Source organism: Pseudoxanthomonas sp. PXM03 (genome assembly GCF_014852005.1).
GTDB lineage: Bacteria > Pseudomonadota > Gammaproteobacteria > Xanthomonadales > Xanthomonadaceae > Pseudoxanthomonas_A.
In genome coordinates this window covers 493,453-510,979 of the sequence record NZ_JACVAU010000002.1, presented here as the reverse complement: position 1 = coordinate 510,979, position 17,527 = coordinate 493,453, and the positions used below count along the sequence as shown (strand labels likewise).

Here is a 17,527-nt window from a genome sequence, read left to right as displayed (position 1 = left end):
CGCCGTCGTCGTCCGCCATCACGACCAGTGGGCGTGGATGGCGGGCGCCACCTGCGGGATGTGCCAGGTCTTGCCGCGCGCGTACAGGCGCGCGAACTCCGCAGCGGGCACCGGCTTGCTGAAGTAGTTGCCCTGCAGTTCGTCGCAACCGTTGGCGGCCAGCCATGCCGCCTGTTCCGGCGTTTCCACGCCTTCGGCGATCGTGCGGCACTGCAATTGCGCGGCCAGGCTGATGATCGCGCGCGTGATCGCGGCCTGGTTGGGCTCCGCCACGTCGCGGACGAACGACTGATCGATCTTCAATACATTGAAGCCGTAGTTGCCCAGGTAGCTCAGGCTCGAGAAGCCGGTGCCGAAATCGTCGATGGCAATGCGCACGCCCAACGCCTTCAGCGCGCGCAACGTGCGGTCGGTCCGCTGTACGTCGCGCATCAGTGTGGTTTCGGTGACCTCGAGTTCAAGGAATTCGGCAGCCAGCCCGCTGTCCTTCAGCGCCTCGGTCACGGTGTCCACGAGCTCATCGGTGTCGAAATTGGCGGCGGCGATGTTGACCGACACCCGGATGGGCGGAAGACCGGACTGCTGCCAGATGCGGTTCTGCCGGCACGCGGCGCGGATGGCCCATTGGTCGATGTCGACGATGAGGTTGGTCTCTTCGGCGATCGGCAGGAACTCGCCGGGCATCACGAGGCGCTCGCCGCGTTGCCAGCGCGCAAGGCCTTCCACGCCCACGATGCGGCCGCTGATGCGGTCGATCTGTGGCTGGTAGTGCAGGGAGAGATCGCCGTTGCGCAAGCTGCGGCGCAGGCTGTTTTCCAGTTCGATGCGAGCATCCACGCTGGACGCCAGTTCGCGCGTGTAGAAGCGGGTCGCGTTGCGGCCGTTGCGCTTGGCCAGGTACATGGCGGCGTCGGCGCGCATCATCAGGGTGGCGGCGTCGTAGCCATCTTCCGGGAACAGGCTGATGCCGATGCTGAAGGCCTGGTGCAGTTCGTGCGAGGCCACGGTGTACGGCGTGCCGCCGAGTGCGAGCAGACGGTCGGCGACCTGCAGCACATTGTCCCGGGCGGCCACGTTGGGCAGCAGCACCACGAATTCGTCACCGCCCGTGCGGTACACCGTGCCGAGGTTGCCGATGTTGCGCTGGATGCGGCGGGCCACCTGCTGCAGCAGTTCATCGCCCGTGTGGTGCCCCAGTGCGTCGTTGACGTGCTTGAAGAGGTCCAGGTCGAGGAACAGCACGGCAATGCCATTGCCGTGATTGGTCGCATGCGTGATTGCCTGGTTCAGTCGTTCATTGAGCTGCAGCCGGTTCGGCAGCCCGGTCAGCGCGTCGTGGTGCGCGAGGTAGGTCATGCGCGAACTCCACGCACGCGATTCGGTGATGTCGCGCAACACCATGACGGTGCCCACCAGCCGCTCGTCGCGGTCGCGGATGGCGGACAACGAACGTTCCACCAGCATGCGGGTGCCGTCCTGGCGCAGCACCTGCAGATCGCCCGGTTGGCCCAGCGGCTGCGCTCCTTCGTCGGGCGCATCCTGCGTTTCCACCAGCGCCAGTGGAGCGATGCGTTCCAGCGGCTGGCCGAGCGCCTCTTCCAGGCTCCACGCGCAGAGGGACTGCGCCGCGGGATTCATGTAGGTCACCTGGTTCTCGACGTCGACGGTGATGACCGCCTCGCTGATGGCGGTGAGCGTCACTTCGGCCAGTTCGTTCGCGTTGTGAAGCGCGTGCTCCAGCCGCGCCTTCTCGGTGATGTCGATTGCCATGACGAAGAAACCGCACACCTTGCCGGTCTCGTCGATGTCGGGCGTGTAGAAGCTGTGCATGCTCCGCGTGCCATCGACGGTGGCGAAACTGCTTTCGAACTCGCCATCGCGCCCGGCCAGCGCGGCATCGATCTGCGGCATCCGCCGCAGGTACGCCTCCTCACCGAAAAGGTCCCGCATGTGCACGCCGGCCTGTGGCGGTATCCGCCAGCGGACCTGTTCGGCGAACGCACGGTTGCGGAAGACCAGGCGATGCTGCGTGTCGAACTGCGCGATCAGCGCCGGCAGGCGGTCGGTGACGCGCTTCAGGTGGTCGCGCGCCATCGCCAGTTCGCGATGCGCCTGGCGCTGCTCGCTGACGTCATTGCCCATCAGGTACCAGCCGGCGATCTTCGAACCGGACTCGACGTCAGGCACCAGGTACAGGTGCACCGGGCGCGGGGGTTGCCCCAGGTCGGCGTCCCACGCGATCCAATGGTCCGGCGTGCAGCTCTGCATGGCGCGCGTGAGCGACGCGAGGAACTCGGGATCGGTCGCGTGCACGTCTTCCACGTGCCGTTCGCTCCATGCCTCGTGCGTACCTGACCAGGCGCGGCATGCGCGATTGGCGAAGCCGTAGCGGCCGTCATCGTCAATGTAGGCGATCAGTGCGGGCAGGTGATCGGCGACGGCGTCCAGCAGTGCCCGGCTTCGACGCTCGGTGCGTGCGAGGTTGTGCAGCAGCAGGAAGAGCAGCAAGCCCAGCCCGATCCCGCACAGGGTCAGCAGCAGGATGGATGCCTGGCCGGGCAGCGCCTCGCGCAGCGGCGGCGAATGCAGGACCAGTCGCCATTCGTTGCCCAGCAGATGGAGATCGCGCTGGGCGGTGAAAGCGGGTTTCCACGCCTCTCCGTAGCGCTCCCTCAACGTACGGGTCTGGAAGATCGGTTCGTCGCCATGGTCCAGTGCGAGGAGCTGCAGGTCGAACTCGTCCCCGTCGGTTCGACCGATGGCGTCCTCCATGACCCGTTGCCAGCCGAAACCGGCGGTGGCGTAGCCGCGCAGCAGGTTGCGGCGCGCCTCCACACCGCCGCGTGCGGCGACAGAATCGGCATAGACCGGGGCATACAGCAGGAAGCCCGGCAGTCCGGTGTTTCCCTTCGAGGCATCGCCCAGTGCAACCAGCGGGGCGGCGGCCAACTCGCCTGTGTCGCGCGCGGATTCGATGGCGCCACGGCGCACGGTCTCCGCCATCACGTCCTTGCCCAGCAGGGGGCGCATGCCAGGCACATCGGGATACAGCAGGTCGATCACGACATATTCGCTGCGGTCCCCGGCGGGATGAATCGCAAACGCGTCCCCGTAGCGTGTGCGCTGACCGGCGACGTAGGCCTCGCGTTCTTCCATCCGCACGCGGCGTGCGAAGCCGAGCCCGTGCACGCCCGATTGCCGGGTGGGCACCTGCAGCTTCTCGACGAAGGCATAGAAGCTGTCCTGTTCGATGTCCTGCCGCCCCTCCAGCACGGCGGCCGCCGCACGCACGGTGTCTTCGTAGGCGTTCATGTGGGTGGACACGGCGGTGGCGACGGCGTCGGCCCGTGCGTCGAACCGGGCATGCGCGTGGTCGCGTGCCTGTTGCCACGCTGTCGCCCCGGACCACAACGAGAGCAGGCAGGCGATGACCAGCACGCCCCACGCCAGCGAATTCAGGTTGCGCTGCCGCCTGCGGGCCGTGGATCCCGATCCACTGAAGGCCCGCAGCTCCGATACCCGGTCCGCGCCTGACTCCACGCGTGCAATCCCCGCCTGCTGGTTGATGGCTATGACGCCACGAACCCGGAGCGCCTGCAAGCACTCTCGCGTCCGGAATGACTCACATTGGCGGCATGCGCTTCAGCGACGGGTCGTGCGGGGCGGCAGCGAGGGCCAGTATTCCGGTGGCTTGCGGGCCCGCGTGCGCTGCTCGTAGTCGTATCCCAGGGCAATCAGGCGCGCTTCGCTCCATGCGGGGCCCATGAACACGATCCCCAACGGCAAGCCATCGCTGTGGCCCATGGGAATGGTGAGGCTGGGGTAGCCCGCCACGGCGGCGGCGCCGTACCCGGCCCCCGGGAAATGATCGCCGGCCTTGTGGTCGGTCAGCCAGGCAGGCCCCGTCGTCGGTGCCACCAGCACATCCAGTTGCTGCGCCTTGAGCGCGGCGTCGATGCCTTCCGGCCCCGCCAGCCGGCGTGCGCGACTGCGGGCGGCAATGTAGGCGGCTTCACCCAGGCCGCCCTTTGCGTTGGCCCGCTCGAACAGGTCCTGGCCGAAATAGGGCATCTCGGACAACCGGTATTGCTCGTTGTAGCCGATCAGCTGGGTCAACGTGGTCAACGGTGCATTGCGTTCGGCGAGATAGCGCTCCGCGCCATGCTTGAACTCGTAGAGCATCAGTTCCAGTTCGTCCGCGTTCCACTGTCCATCGGTGGGAATCTCCGCATCGACCACGATGGCACCGGCTTCGCGCATCACCTCGATGGCGCTTTCCAGGGCGGCTGCGGCGTCGGGATGGATCGCTGCCTTGCTGCGCAGCACGCCGATGCGCGCGCCCTTCAGCGCGCCGGGCGTGAGGCGTGCGCTGTAATCCAGCGTGGTGTTCCAGGCGGCCTGCATCGTGGCGGCGTCTTCGGGATCCCGGCCTGCGAGCGTGGCCAGCAGGAGTGCCGCATCCGCAACGCTGCGGGCGATCGGACCGGCGGTGTCCTGGCTGTGCGAGATCGGCAGGATGCCCTGCCGGCTGACCAGGCCGACCGTGGGTTTCAGCCCCACGACACCATTGATCGCGGCAGGGCAGAGAATGCTGCCATCGGTTTCGGTGCCCACGCTGATCGCCGCCAGGTTGGCCGATACCGCCACGGCGCTGCCGGAGCTCGAGCCGCACGGATTGCGGTCCAGCGCGTACGGGTTGCGGGTCTGGCCGCCGCGTCCGCTCCAGCCGGAGGTGGAATGCATGGATCGGAAGTTGGCCCATTCGCTCAGGTTGGCCTTGCCCAGGATGACGGCGCCTGCCTCACGCAGGCGGCGCACCAGGAACGCATCCTTCCCGGGGCGGAAATCCTTCAGTGCCAGGGAGCCGGCGGAAGTGGCCATCGGCACCGCATCGATGTTGTCCTTCAGCAGCACCGGGATACCGTGCAGGGGCCCGCGTGCCGCATTCGCGCGCCGCTCCACATCGCGGAGGGCGGCTTCCTTCAGCGCGTCGGGGTTGAGTTCGATCACCGCGTTCAACTGCGGCCCCGCCTTGTCGATGGCGGCGATGCGGTCCAGGTAGGCCTGCGTCAGGCGGCGGCTGTCCAGTTCACCGGACTGCATGCGCGCCTGCAGGTCGACGATGTCCAGTTCGGCGTAGATGAAATCGGTGGGCGCGGTCGGTGCCGCTGCATCCGGCGGCGTCGCCGGCTGGCAGGCTGCCAGGGCGAGCATCAGGCCAAGCGGCAGCAGGGATCGACGCATGCGGACACCTTCACGGAGTTGCCGCAGGCTACGCAGGCGCTGGCCCGCGCGTCAAATCCGCTTGCGGCGCCGGATATCGCGCCACAGCACCCAGACGATCACCAGGTTGACGATCAGCAGCGCCCAGGTGTGCCAGCCGGGGTGGTGGTAGAGGGCATAGAAGTCCAGCGGCAGGTAGGCCGCCGAGCCGATGCAGCCCAGCCACGAGGCCCAGGCCCGGGCGCGCCACAAGCCCCAGCCTTCCAGCAGGCGCATGCCGGCGTACACCGCAATGATCAGCACGGTGACGTGGATCGATTCGGGATTGATGCGGTCGAGCCACTGGCTCACCACGCCGGGGCCGGCGTCGGGAATGAAGCGGGTGACCACCGCCTGCACGCTCTCGCGCAGGCGGTCGGGACCCACCGCCAGCAGGCCGCCGGCGAAGGCCAGGGCCAGCACGCCCTTGGCGCCTTCGAACAGGGCAATGGCGTGCAGGCCGGGGTGCGCCCTGGGATCCGGGTTGTACGCGGATGTCTCCAAGGCGCGGTGCGACGATCAGGCGGCGCGCGAGGCGCGCTTGCGGTCGCTCTCGGTCAGGAACTTCTTGCGCAGGCGGATTTCCTTCGGCGTGATTTCCACCAGCTCATCGTCGTCGATGAAGTCCAGCGCCTGTTCCAGCGAGAACTTGATCGCCGGGGTCAGCTGGATGGCATCGTCCTTGCCCGAGGCGCGCATGTTGGTCAGCGGCTTGGTCTTGATCGCGTTGACGGTCAGGTCGTTGTCCTTGGAGTGGATGCCGATCAGCTGGCCTTCGTACACGTTGTCGCCCTCGGCGGCGAACAGCTTGCCGCGCTCCTGCAGCGGGCCGAGCGAGTAGGCCGGCGTGGCGCCCGGCGCATTGGCGATCATCACGCCATTGAGGCGCTTGGCGATGGCGCCCTGTTCCTTCGGACCGTAGTGGTCGAACACGTGGAACAGCAGGCCCGAGCCCTGGGTCAGCGTCTTGAACTCGTTCTGGAAGCCGATCAGGCCACGCGCCGGGATCTGGTAGTCCAGGCGCACGCGGCCCTTGCCGTCCGGCTCCATGTTCTTCAGCTGGCCCTTGCGGACGCCCAGCTTCTCCATCACGCCGCCTTGGTGGGTCTCTTCCACGTCGACGACCAACTGCTCGATCGGCTCCATCAGCTGGCCGTCGATTTCCTTGATGATCACTTCCGGGCGCGACACGGCCAGCTCGTAGCCCTCGCGACGCATGTTCTCGATCAGCACCGACAGGTGCAGTTCGCCGCGGCCGGAGACCAGGAACTTGTCCGCGTCTTCCAGCTGCTCGACCTTCAGTGCCACGTTGTGCACGGTCTCGCGCTCCAGGCGCTCCTTCAGCTGGCGGCTGGTCAGGAACTTGCCACCCGACAGGTCCTTGTGGCCGGCGAACGGCGAGTTGTTGACCTGGAAGGTCATCGAGATCGTCGGTTCGTCGACGGTCAGTGCCGGCAGCGCTTCCGGGGTGTCCAGCGCGCAGACGGTATCGGAGATCGTCAGGTCCTGGATGCCCGAGATGGCGACGATGTCACCGGCCTCGGCGCTGTCCTGCTCGATGCGCTCCAGGCCCAGGAAGCCCAGCACCTGCAGCACCTTGCCCTGGCGCTTCTTGCCTTCACGGTCGATCACGGCGACCGGCATGTTCTTCTTCAACGTGCCGCGCTGGATGCGGCCGATGCCGATCACGCCGACGAAGTTGTTGTAGTCCAGCTGGCTGATACGCATCTGGAAGGCGCCATCCGGGTCCACTTCCGGCTTCGGCGCGTGCTTCATGATGGCTTCGTACAGTGGCGTCATGTCGCCGCCGCGGACGGTATCTTCCAGGCCGGCGTAGCCGTTCAGCGCCGAGGCGTAGACGATCGGGAAGTCCATCTGCTCGGGCGTGGCGCCCAGGCGGTCGAACAGGTCCCACACCTGCTCCACGACCCACTCCGGACGCGAGCCGGGGCGGTCGACCTTGTTGATCACCACGATCGGCTTGAAGCCCATCGCGAAGGCCTTCTGGGTGACGAAGCGCGTCTGCGGCATCGGGCCGTCCATCGCGTCGACCAGGATCAGCACGGTGTCCACCATCGACAGCACGCGCTCGACCTCACCACCGAAGTCGGCGTGGCCCGGGGTGTCGACGATGTTGATGCGGTTGCCATTCCAGGTGATGGCGGTGTTCTTGGCCAGGATCGTGATGCCACGTTCCTTTTCCTGGTCGTTGCTGTCCATCACGCGCTCGGCCAGCACGGTGCGCTCGGAGAGGGTGCCGGACTGCTTCAGCAGCTGGTCGACGAGGGTGGTCTTGCCGTGGTCGACGTGAGCGACGATCGCGATATTGCGGAGGTTTTGGATGGACATGCCGAAGGGGCGCGAACGTGCGCGCTCAGAGTGGGGAAAGGAAGCGGCGTATTATAGCGGGCTGCGTTGCGCTAAGCACCTGATTTATCGAAAAACGCCAGAATGAACGCCGCCACCGGGGCCTGCCCTTGAAATCCCCGCCCGGCGCCGTGATCTGGCAACAGGGCCGGACCCGCATGACGGGGGCCGGCTTCACGCCTGGCAGCCCCGGCCATCGTTGGCCGGGGCGGCAGGCCTGGCGCTTCCCCTTCCTGTGCCACCGCCGCCTGAGAGCGGGGTGGGCATGGAGCGGACCCCGCCGGGACCCTGCCGTTTCCTCATTTCACCCCTGGAGAACCGTTCCATGAGTCAGCTGACCGCCACCTTCGACACCTCGCGCGGCCCGATCACGATCGAGCTGTATCCCGACAAGGCCCCCCTGACGGTGGCCAACTTCGTCAACCTGGCCAAGCGTGGCTTCTATGATGGGCTGAATTTCCACCGCGTGATCCCGGACTTCATGATCCAGGGCGGCTGCCCGGAAGGCTCCGGTCGCGGCGGCCCGGGCTACCGCTTCGAGGACGAGACCACCAACGGCGTGCGCCACGAGCGCGGCGTGCTGTCGATGGCCAATGCCGGCCCGAGCACCAACGGCAGCCAGTTCTTCGTCACCCACGTGCCCACTCCGTGGCTGGACGGCAAGCACACCGTGTTCGGCAAGGTCACCGAGGGCCTGGACGTGGTCGATGCGGTGAAGCAGGGCGACCTGATCACCAAGGTCACCATCGCCGGCGACGCCGATGCCGTGCTGGCCGCCAAGGCCGAGCGCGTGGCGGAGTGGAACCGCGTCCTGTCGGCGTGATGGAATGAAGGGCCGGCCAGCGTTGGCCGGCCCCGTCCCCGTCAGGAGCTCCAGATGAAGGATCGCCGCCGGCGCGCAACGCGCATGGCCCTGCTGCTCGCCACCGTCCTGGGGCTGGGCGCCTGCAAGAACGACGACACAATCCCGCCCATCGATCCGGCCGCAGCGACCGCCGTCGACGCATCGGCGGAGAGCTTCCAGCAGAGCCTGGAAGGCCTCTGGAGCACGGACCACAGCGAAGGCGACGATGCCGAAACCCTGTACGCCATCGCGTGGCAGCCGGACACGGGCCTGCGGATCGCACGCGACGGTGCGTGGCTGGATGGCAAGGTCGAGGATGTCGACCTGGACAACGGCACGCTGGCCCTGCACCTGACTTCCGAGACCGGGCCCAGCGAGACGGTGACCCTGCGCAAGGTGGCAGACCCGGGTGGAAACGGCTTCACCCTGCGCATCACCTGGGGCGCGGGCCAGACCGATGATCTGGGCTTCGTGCGTCGGCTGACCGAACGCGATCGCAGCGAGCTCGCCGCGGCCGTGGAGGCTGCCCACGCGCCACCCGCGCCCGCCGAGTGCGACACCGACGCCCCGGCCGGCAGCGTCCGCGCTGCGCTGGTCTGCGGGCACGAGGAGTTCGGTGCCCTGGATGCCGGCATGCGCCGGCAGTTCAAGGAACTGGCCGATCGCTACCCCGACGGCGACCGCACGGTCCAGGCAGCCACCCGGCAACTTGACGCCTGCCAGACCCCCGCGTGCCTGCGCGGCGCCTACGCGCAGTGGCAGGCCTATTTCGACGAGAACTACGACCTGGGCGACGTGGTGGATTACCAATGACGCCGTGATGCTGACCCGGCCGACGTAGACCATGGGCTAGTCGGTCGAAGTGGAGCGGCGTGATACCATTTTGCGCCGCAAAAAGACGGCGGCGACGCTCCCTGACCTTTCCACGCGAGGTTGTGCAATGCCCCTGCTTGCCCGGCGCATCGGTCGCGCCAAGCCCAGTGCGATCATGGCGGTGGCCGAGAAGGCCAAGAAGCTGAAAGCCGAAGGCCGCGACATCATCAGCTTCTCGATCGGCGTTCCCAATTTCCTGCCCGGCGACCACGTCTACCAGGCCGCGCGTGACGCGCTGTCCAAGGACTCGGGCCAGTACGGCAGCAACCGCGGCACCGATGCGCTGCTGGATGCCTTCCTGCTGCACATCGAAGCGCTGGGCCTGACCGGCTACACGCGCGCCAACGTGTCCACGGGCATCGGCGCCAAGCACATCCTGTACAACCTGGCCGAGTCGCTGCTGGACGAGGGCGACACCATCGTCTATCCGTCCCCGTACTGGACCACGTATGCCGACATCGCCGACATCGTCAACGCGAAGGCGGTGCCGCTGCCATGCCCGGCCAGCCAGGACTACAAGCTGACGCCAGCGCAGCTGGACGAAGCGCTGGCGACGCACGCGCCCAAGGTGTTCCTGTTCAACAACCCGTCCAACCCGACGGGCATGGTCTATACGCGCGAGGAAGTCGCCGCGTTGGCCGACGTGCTGGTGAAGTATCCGGACACCTGGATCGTCACCGACGACATCTACAACCGCATGCTGTTCGACGGCCTGGCGTACACCAATTTCGTGCAAGCCCGGCCCGAGCTGCGCGAGCGCACGGTGTTCGTCGATTCGCTGTCCAAGACCTACGGCATGCCGGGCTGGCGCGTCGGTTTCATGGCAGGCCCTGAAGTGGTCGCCAAGGCGCTGACCACGATGAACTCCAACCACATCACCAACGTGCCGGAAGTCGTCACCGCCGCGGCGATCGCCGCGCTGACCGGTCCGCAGGACGTGCCCACGCAGAAGAACGCCGAGTTCCAGGCCAAGCGCGACCAGGTGCTGGCGGCGATGGAAGCGATCCCGGGCGTGGTCTGCCCGCGTCCGCAGGGCGCGTTCTACGTGTTCCCCGACATCAGCTGCGCGTTCGGCAAATCGCACAATGGTGTGAAGATCGGCAACGACGTCGACTTCTGCAATGTGTTGCTCGACGCCAAGGGCGTGGCCTGCGTGCCGGGGTCGGCGTTCGGCGAGCCGCGCGCGCTGCGCATCAGCTACACCTGCCCGACGCCGCAGTTGGCGCCGGGGCTGCAACGCTTCCAGGAATTCTTTGCCGAACTGAAGTAACCGTCGCGTGGGCCTTGGCCCACCCTTTCCCCACGCGGCGGGCCTGGGCCCGCCCTACGTAACCCCGAGGATCCGCATCATGAAAACCCCCGTCCGTGTTGCCGTCACCGGCGCTGCTGGCCAGATCGGCTACGCGCTGCTGTTCCGCATCGCTTCCGGCGAAATGCTCGGCAAGGACCAGCCGGTCATCCTGCAGCTGCTGGAGCTGCCGCTGGAGAAGGCCCAGGCCGCGCTGAAGGGCGTGATCATGGAGCTGGAGGACTGCGCGTTCCCGCTGCTGGCCGGCGTCGTCGGCACCGACGATCCGGAGGTCGCGTTCAAGGACGTCGACGTGGCCCTGCTGGTCGGCGCGCGTCCGCGCGGCCCGGGCATGGAACGCAAGGACCTGCTGCTGGAGAACGCCAAGATCTTCACCGCCCAGGGCGCCGCGCTGAACAAGGTCGCCAGCCGCAACGTCAAGGTGCTCGTGGTCGGCAACCCGGCCAATACCAACGCCTACATCGCGATGAAGTCCGCGCCGGACCTGCCGTCGAAGAACTTCACCGCCATGTTGCGCCTGGACCACAACCGCGCGCTGTCGCAGCTGGCCAACAAGGCCGGCGTGGCCGTGGGCGACATCGACAAGCTGGTCGTGTGGGGCAACCACAGCCCGACCATGTACCCGGACTACCGCTTCGCGACCGTCAACGGCCAGTCGCTGAAGGACAAGATCAACGACGCCGACTGGAACGCGAATACCTTCATCCCGCAGGTGGGCAAGCGCGGCGCGGCGATCATCGAAGCGCGCGGCCTGTCGTCGGCCGCTTCTGCCGCCAACGCCGCCATCGATCACGTGCGCGACTGGGTGCTGGGCAGCAACGGCAAGTGGGTGACGATGGGCATCCCGTCCGACGGCAGCTACGGCATCCCGGAAGGCGTGATGTTCGGCTTCGCCGTCACCACCGAGAACGGCGAGTACACCATGGTCAAGGACCTGCCGGTCGACGCTTTCAGTCAGGCTGCCATCGACAAGACGCTGGGCGAGCTGGAAGAAGAGCGCAGCGGTGTGGCGCACCTGCTGGGCTGACCGCAGGACGCACGCAGTGCCGAAAACGCCGGGCCCATGCCCGGTGTTTTCTTTTGGGTGCGACGGAATGTCCCATGCGACCAAGGTAGGAAGGTGGCCGCGGCAGGGCGGGTCTATGCTGGTCCCGGCTGTCGGATCTGGGAGGATCGCATGGCATACGAAGACGTCTACCGGCGCTCGATCGAGCAGCCCGAGGCCTTCTGGGGCGAGGAGGCGCAGGCCATCCATTGGCACGTGCCACCGCAGCAGATCCTCGACTATTCCCGTCCGCCATTTCGGAGCTGGTTCGTCGGCGGGCAGACCAACCTCTGCTACAACGCGGTGGACCGGCATCTCGCCGAGCGTGGCGACCAGTTGGCGCTGGTGGCGGTGTCCACCGAAACCGATGTCACGCGTGAACTGACCTATCGCGAACTGCATCGCGAAGTGAATGCGTTCGCCGCCGTTCTCAAGCGGCTCGATGTCGGCCGCGGCGATCGCGTGGTCATCTACATGCCCAACATGGCCGAGGCGGTCTTCGCGATGCTGGCGTGCGCGCGCATCGGCGCGGTGCATTCGGTGGTGTTCGGGGGGTTCGCCGCGCACAACCTGGCGCTGCGGATCGACGACGCGCAGCCCAGGCTGTTGATCGCGGCCGATGCCGGCAGCCGCGGTGGCAAGGTTATTCCGTACAAGGCGCTGGTCGATGAAGCCTGCGCGAAGGCGGCCACGCCGCCGGCCAAGGTGCTGATCGTCTCGCGCTGGCTGGATGCCGCCGAGCCGAAGGTGGCGGGCCGCGACGAAGACTACGCCGCGTTGCGCGCCGAAGTCGGCGATGTCGACGTGCCGGTGGAGTGGCTGGAGTCGAACGAGCCGAGCTACCTGCTGTACACCTCCGGTACGACCGGCAAGCCGAAGGGCGTGCAGCGCGACGTGGGTGGCTATGCGGTGGCGATGGCGTTGTCGATGCGTACCGTGTTCGATGTCGGGCCGGGACAGGTGATGTTCTCCACCTCCGATGTCGGCTGGGCCGTCGGCCATTCCTACAACGTGTATGGTCCCCTGATCGTAGGCGCCACCTCGGTGCTCTACGAAGGCCTGCCGATCAATCCCGACGCTGGCATCTGGTGGGCGTTGTGCGAACAGTACGGTGTACGCACGATGTTCTCATCGCCGACGGCAGTGCGCGTGCTGAAGAAGCACGACATCGACTTCATCAAGCGGCACGACCTGTCCGAGCTGAAATACCTGTTCCTGGCGGGCGAGCCGCTGGACGAGCCGACGGCGCACTGGATCACCGATGCGATCGGCAAGCCGGTGATCGACAACTACTGGCAGACCGAAACCGGCTGGCCGGCGCTGACGCTGCTGCCCGGGCTGGACATGAAACCGGTGCGCTTCGGTTCGCCCGGGTTCCCGAACCTCGGTTACAGGATGAAGGTGATCGACGAGGCCACGGGGGAAGAAGTGGGGCCGGGCCAGAAGGGCGTGCTGGTGATGCAACCTCCGCTGCCGCCGGGCTGCATGACGACGATCTGGAACGACGACGCGCGCTTCCTGTCGAGCTATTTCAGCCATTTCAAGGAGCTGTTGTACAGCTCGCTGGACTGGGCGATCCGCGATGAGGACGGCTACACCTTCATCCTTGGCCGTACCGACGATGTCATCAACGTCGCCGGCCATCGGCTGGGCACGCGCGAGATCGAGGAGTCCGTCTCCGGCTACCCCGCGGTCGCGGAGGCTGCGGTGATCGGTGTCGCGGATGAACTGAAAGGGCAGGTGCCGGTGGTGTTCGCCACGCTGCGGCAGGCCACCGACGAGCCGCACGAGCGCGTACAGGCGGCCGACGGCATGCGTCGCATGGTGGAGCAGAGCCTCGGCGCGGTCGCGCGTCCGGCGCGGGTCTACATCGTCAATGCGTTGCCGAAGACACGGTCGGGCAAGTTGTTGCGGCGCTCGCTGCAGGCGCTGGCGCAGGGCGCCGATCCCGGCGATCTTTCCACGCTGGATGACCCGAACGCGCTGGAAGAGGTGAAGCGCGCGCTGCTGCGCGGGCCCGAGGTCGGCAGCTGATGCAGGTCAGCGGGCCGGCGGCGCAGGTGTCGCCGGATCCACGCTGCCATCCAGTATCCACACCACGTCGCGGCCCTGCGGGTCGCGACTCAGCACGAAGCGTGCGGTTGCGCCGGGCGTGAGCGGCAACGGTGACCGCGTCTCTTCGGCATCGTCGTCGTTGGCTTCGATGACCGTGCGTTCGCCGGCATGCCCCGGGATCGGCACGATGAACAGCCCGCGCGCGTCGATGCTGCGACGTGCCTTCTTCGTGCCGAGGTCGCCCACATCGGCAACGGCGCCGTCGGTTTCCGTCAGGGGATTGCGGAAATTGACCAGCAGGTCGGCGCGCGCGGGTGGGCGTCCTGGTACCGATAACGTGCCGCCGCGCACCAGCAGGTCCGGCCATACATCGCCGTTCTCCGGCAGGTCGCGGTACAGCGCGGGCGGCACGCCGGCATGGCTGCCGCTGGCGATGCTGTCCAATGCAGCGACCAGGCCGAGGAAGTACAGCTTGCGCAGGCGCTGCTTCTGCACATCGCCTTCTATGCCGCCGGCCTCGATCAGCACGGTGCTGGTGCCCCACTGCGTGGTGAGGTCGCCGAACGCACGTGGGTCGAAGGTTTCATCCCAGCGCGCGATGTGGCCGGCGAGATAGGGCTCCAGCGCGGAGCGGATGACGCCGGCCACCTCGATGGCGCGCGTACGCACATCGTTGACATCGGCTGCGTGGTTGTACGGCGGCGACAGCAGCGCGATGGCGGTGCCGCGGTCGGAATCGCCGGCACGGTAGCCCACGCGCTGGTCGTGCAGATTGAAGCCGTACATCGGCCTCACCTGGTCGTGCAGCGCCTTCAGCGCGCGCGCTTCGGGTGTTGCCAGCATCCGCGCATCACGGTTGATGTCGATGCCCTGTACGTTGCGGCGCTGAAAACGTGCGGCACCATCGGGATTGACGATGGGAAAGACGTGCAGCGTGGTATTCGTTTGCAGCTGCTTCACCAACGGATGGTCGGGGTGTTCGCCGAGGAAGCGGAACAGGTCCGCGAGCGCCATCGACGCCGTGCTCTCGTCGCCGTGCATCTGCGACCACAGCAGTACCGTCTTATTGCCTTGGCCCCAACGAACATGTTGCAGCGGACGGTCCTCCACGCTGCGGCCGATCCCGTCCACGCGGAAGCCGCGTCCCCGCTCCAGCAATGGTGTGGCGACCGACCACCAGTGTTCCGCAGTGAATGTGCGGTCCTCCAGTCCGGCCACGCGCAGTTCGGCGTCGTACAGCGCATCGAGTGCGGGCAGCCACGCCGGAGGTGGTGGCACGGGCGTGGACACCGCGGCCGGCGGGGACGGGCGATCGGTGTTCCGGGCGATGGTGTTGGGCGTCATCATCGTCAGCAGCAGGCACAGGGCAAGGGCAGGGCGCATCGCGGCAACGGGAGGAAATCAGGCCAGGGGAGGGTCCCCGTATGTGCGGGTGATGTCAAACGCAGGCGTGCATGCATGGCGGGCGCATCACGGCGATGTTGCTGGCGGTGTCACGCCTGCATAGCGTGCGCGCGGACGGATCAGGCGCCCCTGTGCCTGCTGTTCCAGTGCATGTGCCAGCCAGCCCGCCAGGCGTCCTGCGGCGAACATCACCAGGGCCGGCGTGGCCGGCAACCGGTTGAGATGGCAAAGCGCGGCGAGCATGAAATCGATGTTCGGGCGCAGGCCGCTGACGTCCTCGGTGGCGAGGATGAGGTTTTCCAGTGCGGCCATTTCACGCGTGCCGGCGTGCCGCTCGCGTGCGCGTGCCAGCAGTTCGGCACCACGCGGATCGCCTTGCGGATACAGGGCATGGCCGAAGCCGGGCAGGTCGTCGCCGCGCTGCCAGCGTTCGGCGATGAATGCGCGTGCGGACACGGCCTCATGTGCATCGCTGATCAGCGCGTACGCGCGCGCCGTGGCGCCACCGTGGCGCGGGCCGGACAAGGCGGCCAGCCCGCTGCATACCGTCGCGTGCAGGTGCGCACCGGTGGATGCGACCACGCGCGCGGCGAATGCCGAGACATTGAGTTCGTGGTCCGCGCAGACCACCAGTGCGGCGCGCACGAGTTCGGCGAAGCCGTCATCGCCGGGATGCCAGGCTTGCGCCAGTACGCGGTGCACCGGTACGTCCGACGGCGGCTGCGCCACAAGCAGCGCGGCGTTGTGGCGCAGCAGGCCCGCAGCGATCTCGTGGCGCACGAGCGGTGCGGAACTGAAGGAATGGCGTACCTCCAGTGCGAGTAACGGGATGGCGGCCATCGCGCGCTCCAGCGGAGGCAGCAGGGTGTTGGCGGCGAGCGGCGCGACCACATCGGGCCATCGGGTCAACGAACGTGCCGCGAAAGGATCTTCCGCGCTGCTGTCCCACAGTTGGCGGGCCACGTCTTCCAGCGTGGCGCCTTCGTGCACCATCGCGATCGCCGAGCGGCCGCGATAGTAGGGGCCATCGGGTCGGATCAGCGAGATGCGCGTCTCCAGCACCGGCAGCCCACGGTCCAGGCTCTGGGCGGCGCCACGGGCCGCGCCCCGCCCCACCTGCTTGCGCTGGGCCAGCCGTTCCACATCCTGGCGCAGGTACAGGCGACTGCGGTGGTCCTTGCCGGGGCGGGATTCCAGCAGGCCGCGGCTGACGTAGGCGTACAGCGTGGCGCGGCTGATGCCGAGCAGGCGGCAGGTATCGCGGGCGGACAGCAGATCGGTGGCGGCGGCCATGCGGAAATATTGATTCGTTCGATCAAGATTGATCAACCTGGCGGATGGTGCCAGATTTGCGGCCCGAAGAGGGGCGTACCATTCGCGCACCTCTGGCGTCCGGCGATCACGCCGGGCAGGCACGCTGATCGAGAGGAGTCCCGTCGCATGAGCCACCCGACCGCAGGCGCCAAGTTCCGCGCCGCGCTGGCCACCGAATCGCCGTTGCAGGTGATCGGCGCCATCAACGCCAACCACGCCCTGCTGGCCAAGCGCGCCGGCTACAAGGCCATCTACCTGTCCGGCGGCGGCGTCGCCGCGGGTTCGCTGGGCCTGCCCGACCTGGGCATCAACACGCTGGAGGACGTGTTGATCGACGTGCGCCGCATCACCGATGTCTGCGACCTGCCGCTGATGGTCGACATCGACACCGGCTTCGGCCCCAGCGCGTTCAACATCGAGCGCACGGTGAAGTCGCTGATCAAGGCCGGCGCGGCCGCCTGCCACATCGAGGACCAGGTCGGCGCCAAGCGCTGCGGCCATCGTCCGGGCAAGGAAATCGTGTCGGCCGGCGAGATGGTCGACCGCGTGAAGGCCGCCGCCGATGCGAAGACCGATCCGGACTTCTTCCTGATCGCGCGCACCGACGCTATCCAGGTCGAGGGCGTGGACGCCGCCATCGAGCGCGCCATCGCCTGCGTCGAAGCCGGCGCCGACGGCATCTTCGCCGAAGCCGCCTACGACCTGCCCACCTACCAGCGCTTCGTCGACGCGGTGAAGGTGCCGGTGCTGGCCAACATCACCGAGTTCGGCAAGACGCCGCTGTTCACCCGCGACGAACTTGCTTCGGTCGGCGTCGCGATCCAGCTGTATCCGCTGTCGGCGTTCCGTGCGATGAACAAGGCTGCGGAAAACGTCTACGAGGCGATCCGCCGCGACGGTCACCAGAAGAACGTGGTCGACACCATGCAGACGCGCGAGGAGCTGTACGACCGCATCGGTTACCACGCCTTCGAGCAGAAGCTCGATACCCTGTTCTCCGCAAAGAAGTAGCCCCGGCCCTTCTCCCGCCGGGAGAAGGTGGCGCGAAGCGCCG

The 17,527-nt window shown here is 67.3% G+C and carries 12 protein-coding genes; 6 read left to right on the top strand and 6 right to left on the bottom strand.

Annotated elements, in window-relative coordinates:
* Positions 1-18 precede the first annotated feature (18 nt).
* The 4 genes from IB223_RS11130 to typA form a co-directional block, all read right to left on the bottom strand.
* Entirely contained in the window at positions 19-3,540 is a 3,522-nt protein-coding gene (locus IB223_RS11130; RefSeq protein WP_192201767.1) for an EAL domain-containing protein, read from the bottom strand.
* A gap of 102 nt (positions 3,541-3,642) precedes the next feature.
* The gene (locus IB223_RS11125) at positions 3,643-5,244 is read right to left on the bottom strand and encodes an amidase (protein ID WP_192201765.1); all 1,602 of its coding nucleotides are present in this window, start codon (positions 5,242-5,244) and stop codon (positions 3,643-3,645) included.
* Between the two features lie 51 nt (positions 5,245-5,295).
* Positions 5,296-5,766, bottom strand: coding sequence for a DUF2127 domain-containing protein (locus IB223_RS11120; protein WP_192201763.1), 471 nt, complete (start codon positions 5,764-5,766; stop codon positions 5,296-5,298).
* Between the two features lie 15 nt (positions 5,767-5,781).
* Positions 5,782-7,611 carry a translational GTPase TypA gene (typA, locus tag IB223_RS11115; RefSeq protein ID WP_192201761.1) on the bottom strand — a complete coding sequence of 610 codons (1,830 nt, stop codon included), beginning with the start codon at positions 7,609-7,611 and terminating at the stop codon, positions 5,782-5,784.
* Positions 7,612-7,954: 343 nt separating this feature from the next.
* Between typA and IB223_RS11110 the strand changes: the two genes are divergently transcribed.
* The 5 genes from IB223_RS11110 (at position 7,955) to prpE (ending at position 13,734) form a co-directional block, all read left to right on the top strand.
* Positions 7,955-8,452 carry a peptidylprolyl isomerase gene (locus IB223_RS11110; protein WP_192201760.1) on the top strand — a complete coding sequence of 166 codons (498 nt, stop codon included), beginning with the start codon at positions 7,955-7,957 and terminating at the stop codon, positions 8,450-8,452.
* A 54-nt stretch (positions 8,453-8,506) separates the two neighbouring features.
* Entirely contained in the window at positions 8,507-9,286 is a 780-nt protein-coding gene (locus tag IB223_RS11105) for a hypothetical protein (protein WP_192201758.1), read from the top strand.
* Positions 9,287-9,413: 127 nt separating this feature from the next.
* On the top strand, positions 9,414-10,616 hold the full coding sequence (locus tag IB223_RS11100) for a pyridoxal phosphate-dependent aminotransferase (protein WP_192201756.1): 1,203 nt from the start codon (positions 9,414-9,416) through the stop codon (positions 10,614-10,616).
* 79 nt (positions 10,617-10,695) lie between these two features.
* A complete protein-coding gene (locus IB223_RS11095; RefSeq protein ID WP_142124578.1) occupies positions 10,696-11,682 on the top strand; it encodes a malate dehydrogenase in 987 nt (328 codons plus the stop codon).
* 150 nt (positions 11,683-11,832) lie between these two features.
* Positions 11,833-13,734 (top strand): propionate--CoA ligase, encoded by a 1,902-nt coding sequence (gene prpE, locus IB223_RS11090; protein ID WP_192201754.1) that lies wholly within the window; start codon positions 11,833-11,835, stop codon positions 13,732-13,734.
* Positions 13,735-13,740: 6 nt separating this feature from the next.
* Here prpE and IB223_RS11085 read toward each other — a convergent pair whose 3' ends face one another.
* Positions 13,741-15,138 (bottom strand): M14 family zinc carboxypeptidase, encoded by a 1,398-nt coding sequence (locus IB223_RS11085; protein WP_192201752.1) that lies wholly within the window; start codon positions 15,136-15,138, stop codon positions 13,741-13,743.
* An 87-nt stretch (positions 15,139-15,225) separates the two neighbouring features.
* Positions 15,226-16,452 (bottom strand): citrate synthase family protein, encoded by a 1,227-nt coding sequence (locus IB223_RS11080; RefSeq protein ID WP_192201750.1) that lies wholly within the window; start codon positions 16,450-16,452, stop codon positions 15,226-15,228.
* Between the two features lie 147 nt (positions 16,453-16,599).
* On the opposite strand from IB223_RS11080, the gene prpB reads away from it, so the two are divergent.
* On the top strand, positions 16,600-17,484 hold the full coding sequence (gene prpB, locus IB223_RS11075; RefSeq protein WP_192201748.1) for a methylisocitrate lyase: 885 nt from the start codon (positions 16,600-16,602) through the stop codon (positions 17,482-17,484).
* Positions 17,485-17,527 lie beyond the last annotated feature (43 nt).

Excerpts from the sequence above, each read along its gene's own strand:
- IB223_RS11125 (WP_192201765.1), bottom strand. The coding sequence starts at position 5,244 with ATGCGTCGATCCCTGCTGCCGCTTGGCCTGATGCTCGCCCTGGCAGCC.
- typA (WP_192201761.1), bottom strand. The coding sequence starts at position 7,611 with ATGTCCATCCAAAACCTCCGCAATATCGCGATCGTCGCTCACGTCGAC.
- IB223_RS11110 (WP_192201760.1), top strand. The coding sequence starts at position 7,955 with ATGAGTCAGCTGACCGCCACCTTCGACACCTCGCGCGGCCCGATCACG.
- IB223_RS11105 (WP_192201758.1), top strand. The coding sequence starts at position 8,507 with ATGAAGGATCGCCGCCGGCGCGCAACGCGCATGGCCCTGCTGCTCGCC.
- IB223_RS11100 (WP_192201756.1), top strand. The coding sequence starts at position 9,414 with ATGCCCCTGCTTGCCCGGCGCATCGGTCGCGCCAAGCCCAGTGCGATC.
- IB223_RS11095 (WP_142124578.1), top strand. The coding sequence starts at position 10,696 with ATGAAAACCCCCGTCCGTGTTGCCGTCACCGGCGCTGCTGGCCAGATC.
- prpE (WP_192201754.1), top strand. The coding sequence starts at position 11,833 with ATGGCATACGAAGACGTCTACCGGCGCTCGATCGAGCAGCCCGAGGCC.
- IB223_RS11085 (WP_192201752.1), bottom strand. The coding sequence starts at position 15,138 with ATGCGCCCTGCCCTTGCCCTGTGCCTGCTGCTGACGATGATGACGCCC.
- IB223_RS11080 (WP_192201750.1), bottom strand. The coding sequence starts at position 16,452 with ATGGCCGCCGCCACCGATCTGCTGTCCGCCCGCGATACCTGCCGCCTG.
- prpB (WP_192201748.1), top strand. The coding sequence starts at position 16,600 with ATGAGCCACCCGACCGCAGGCGCCAAGTTCCGCGCCGCGCTGGCCACC.